Below are 3,244 nucleotides of genomic sequence, written 5' to 3'. Positions count from 1 at the left end.
GAAATACTCCACGGGTAACAGATCCTCGGCGCGGGCTTCCATCCAGTCGCGCGCCGCTGGCCCTTGGCACTTCGGGCAGTGCCGGTTCTTGCAGGAATTGTAGGCGATGTGGCGATGGCCGCATTTGGCGCACCCGGCCACATGCCCGCAGAGCGTTTCGGTCCGGCAGGCTTCGATTGCCGACATCACCTTGAGCTGGGTCAGGCTGACATGCCCCGCATTGGCCCGACGCCACCCGGGACCATGGACACGGAATATATCAGCAATCTCCAGCCCCGGGCGGGACACCCCGGCGCCCCGTCGCTTCAGGCTTCGCTTGATTGTCTGATCCTGCAACTGCACCAGCATCTCGTAGGGGCTGACCGTGTCACGGATCGTCTTGGTGGCGACATGGGTGTATTGGGCCGTCGTGCTCAGCTTGGCATGGCCGAGCAGCACCTGAATGAACCGGACATCCGCTGCCCGGCAGGCGCATCCGCAGGATGCTGCCGAGAGGGGGTGTTGGCCTCCAGCAGATGCGTCGCAAAGCTGTGCCGCAGGGTATGCAGCGTGGCGGCCTTTTTGATGCCGGCCATGTTCTTCGCTGACGTGAAGGCGCGGTTCAGCTGCCGCGGCGAGATCGGGTTGATCTTCGGCTTGCCCGGGAACAGCCAGCCTTCCGGCCGCGCTTCGCGCCAGTAGTCGCGCAGCAAGCTCAGAATCCCGGGTGACAGCATCACCTTCCGGTCCTTCCGCCCTTTGCCCTGTTCGACATGGATCAGCATCCGGTCGCTGTCGATATCGCCGATCTTGAGGTTGCGGACCTCGGCGGCCCGCAGCCCCGCGCCGTAGGAAATGCTGAGCGCGGCCCGGTATTTGAGCCCGGGCCCCGGCGCCGCCATCAGGATGTCCGATACCTCTTCCACGCTGAAGACTACAGGCAACTTCCTGGGCTGGGTGCGGAACTGCATGTAGCGCTTCAACTCCTCGCGCCCGCAAGTCATGCCGAAGAAGAACCTGAGCGCCACGATCCGGGCGTTGAAAGCCGCCGGCGTTACCCCTGTATCCGTCATGTGCAGTTGATAGGCGCGGAGTTCCTTAGGTGTGGCGGTATCCGGCGGGTGCCCAAGGAAAATGGCAAAATCCTTGATCTCCCGGATATGGGCTTTCTGCGCCTTGTCGCCCATCCCTCGGATGCGCATGTCCTCGATCATCCGCTCTCGAAGCGGGGTCGATCTCTCCCCTGTCATGGAAACCTCCTGTCTTTCGATTGAGAAGGCCTCAATCGTCAGGCAGAAATGCCGATCCCCAAATGCACCACTGTCAGATCATCGCTGAACACCAGCCTCCCGCGCCAATGCCGCGGAGCGGCTTCGTCCTTGGGCTGGTTGCCGCCGTCTTTCGACGCGTTTGTAACCTGACGTGTTGCCCATGCGAGGCATTCTAAGCGCTATGCCGCTGCAATAGCACTTGCGGACGCAGACCCCCAGCATTCGTGTGCCGCTCTCACAGCAGCAGGATTTTCTCGCAGGTTCTGCGTTGAGTGCGTCCTTGAGGTAACTTCTCCGCACTGTAGCACGTAGTAGAGGACCAGTTTTTTGCGCAATGAGGAGTGACTGCTCTCCATCAAAAGGGCCGTAGGTCACCCCTCATTGCATGCCGCGTAAGCGGCATTCTGTTCAAAAAGACACAAGCTTTGGCAGGTTGAGCTTTAACTGTGGTGATCACCTTGTGAACAAAGGTGGCGAATGAGGTTATTGTCAATAAGTAGCTGAAAATACAACAAAAAACGAATGCAAGCAAAGTTCAGTGTGTATTTAACCAGTTTGCATCTACTGTTTTGCGCGGCCCAGCTATGCGTATCTTGGCCTGTCGCCGGGGCTGGACTTTGAGACCCGGCTGGTCACACGCCCCAATGCGGCCGCGGTGCTGCGCAACGAACTGTCGGCGCCGCGTTACAAGGCGGCTGTGCTGGCACTCGGCACAAACACCGACCCATACCAGCCGTGCGAGCGGGACCATGGCATCACCCGTGCTTACCTGGAGGTGCTGCGGGACTTTAATCATCCTGTGGCGATCGTGACCAAGGGCGCGATGGTGCAGCGCGATCTGGACGTTCTGGCGCCGATGGCGGCCAAGGGGCTGGTGCGGGTGGGGATTTCCGTCACCACGCTGGATCCTGACCTGTTCCGCCGGATAGAGCCCCGGGCGCCTTTTCCAGCCCGGCGGCTGACGCAGGCAGGCGTGCCGGAGCGGGTGATGACCTCCCCTTTCGTGCCGGGGCTGACCGATCATGAGCTGGAGGAGCTGCTGGCAGCCGGGGCGGAAGCGGGCGCAGATGCTGCGAGCTGGATCATGCTGCGGCTGCCGCGGGAGGTGTCTGGGTTGTGGCAGGAATGGCTGGACAAGAACGAGCCTGGCCGTGCGGCCAAGGTGATGGCGCGGCTGCGGGAAATGCATGGCGGGCGTGACTATGATCCGCGCTGGGGTCATCGGATGCGCGGCGAGGGGCGTTATGCTGAAATGATTGCGCAGCGGTTTAAGGAAGCCTGCCGGCGGATCGGGCTGAAGGAGCGTACAGCGGATCTGCGATGCGATCTGTTTGCCAGGCCACCGCAGCCGGGCGACCAGTTGGCGTTGTTTTGATCTGTTCTTGATCCGTTGGAGCGGCGTTTTGTGTTAGGCTTTGATCATGCATGATGGAAAGGAAGGTGTGCTATGACTGCTGTCGCAGTGAATGCACGTGTCACCGGCCGCGTGCAGGGTGTGGCGTTTCGCACCTGGGCCAGGGCCGAGGCGTTGCGCCACGGTTTGTCCGGCTGGATCCGCAATGAGCCGGACGGCTCGGTGCGGGCGTTGCTGATGGGGCCGGCGGCCGGCGTCGCCGATATGGTGCGCCGGATGGGCCACGGGCCTGGCGCCGCCGCGGTGAAGGATGTGCTGACCGAACGGACAGTTCCCGACCCTGAAGTGAGCGGCTTCACCATCGTCCGCTAGGCCGGTTAGAACAGGCGTCTGGCGTCATATGTTGAGGCTTGTTGCGCAAGTGATACGGGCGGTCGCACAGATAAACAGATAACATGCGTGTGCCGGCAGGACGTCCTGAGGGATTGTGAGGCGCGTTGGAACCCAAAATAGGCTGAGACATAAGGGCGGGGCGCCGCAAGGCCATTGCGGCGCCGTTATTTTGCATTCCGGTGCTTCTACTGGCCGCGCTATAGTCCGCGGCGCTCTGGCCCGAAAGGTCAGGCGCCGCGGACTATAG

At 61.7% G+C, this 3,244-nt stretch carries 3 protein-coding genes and 1 pseudogene; 2 read left to right on the top strand and 2 right to left on the bottom strand.

Features of this window, described 5'->3' with window-relative positions; all coding sequences use genetic code 11:
- On the bottom strand, positions 1–348 hold a 348-nt coding region (locus A2I95_RS28520; RefSeq protein WP_291735333.1), incomplete at its 3' end, for a transposase zinc-binding domain-containing protein.
- A gap of 65 nt (positions 349–413) precedes the next feature.
- Entirely contained in the window at positions 414–1,229 is an 816-nt protein-coding gene (locus A2I95_RS28515) for a site-specific integrase (RefSeq protein WP_291735331.1), read from the bottom strand.
- Between the two features lie 577 nt (positions 1,230–1,806).
- On the opposite strand from A2I95_RS28515, the pseudogene A2I95_RS28510 reads away from it, so the two are divergent.
- Together A2I95_RS28510 and A2I95_RS28505 are read left to right on the top strand one after the other, a co-directional pair.
- A pseudogene (locus tag A2I95_RS28510) lies at positions 1,807–2,625 on the top strand (PA0069 family radical SAM protein); the annotation flags it as partial.
- Positions 2,626–2,697: 72 nt separating this feature from the next.
- Positions 2,698–2,976: an acylphosphatase gene (locus tag A2I95_RS28505; RefSeq protein ID WP_035920071.1), complete on the top strand. Its 279-nt coding sequence runs from the start codon at positions 2,698–2,700 to the stop codon at positions 2,974–2,976.
- Positions 2,977–3,244 lie beyond the last annotated feature (268 nt).

This window comes from Leisingera sp. F5, assembly GCF_001593695.1.
Note: the sequence above shows the minus strand (reverse complement) of the source record. Positions and strands in the feature narration are given on the sequence as shown.

Excerpts from the sequence above, each read along its gene's own strand:
- A2I95_RS28505 (WP_035920071.1), top strand. The coding sequence starts at position 2,698 with ATGACTGCTGTCGCAGTGAATGCACGTGTCACCGGCCGCGTGCAGGGT.
- A2I95_RS28515 (WP_291735331.1), bottom strand. The coding sequence starts at position 1,229 with ATGACAGGGGAGAGATCGACCCCGCTTCGAGAGCGGATGATCGAGGAC.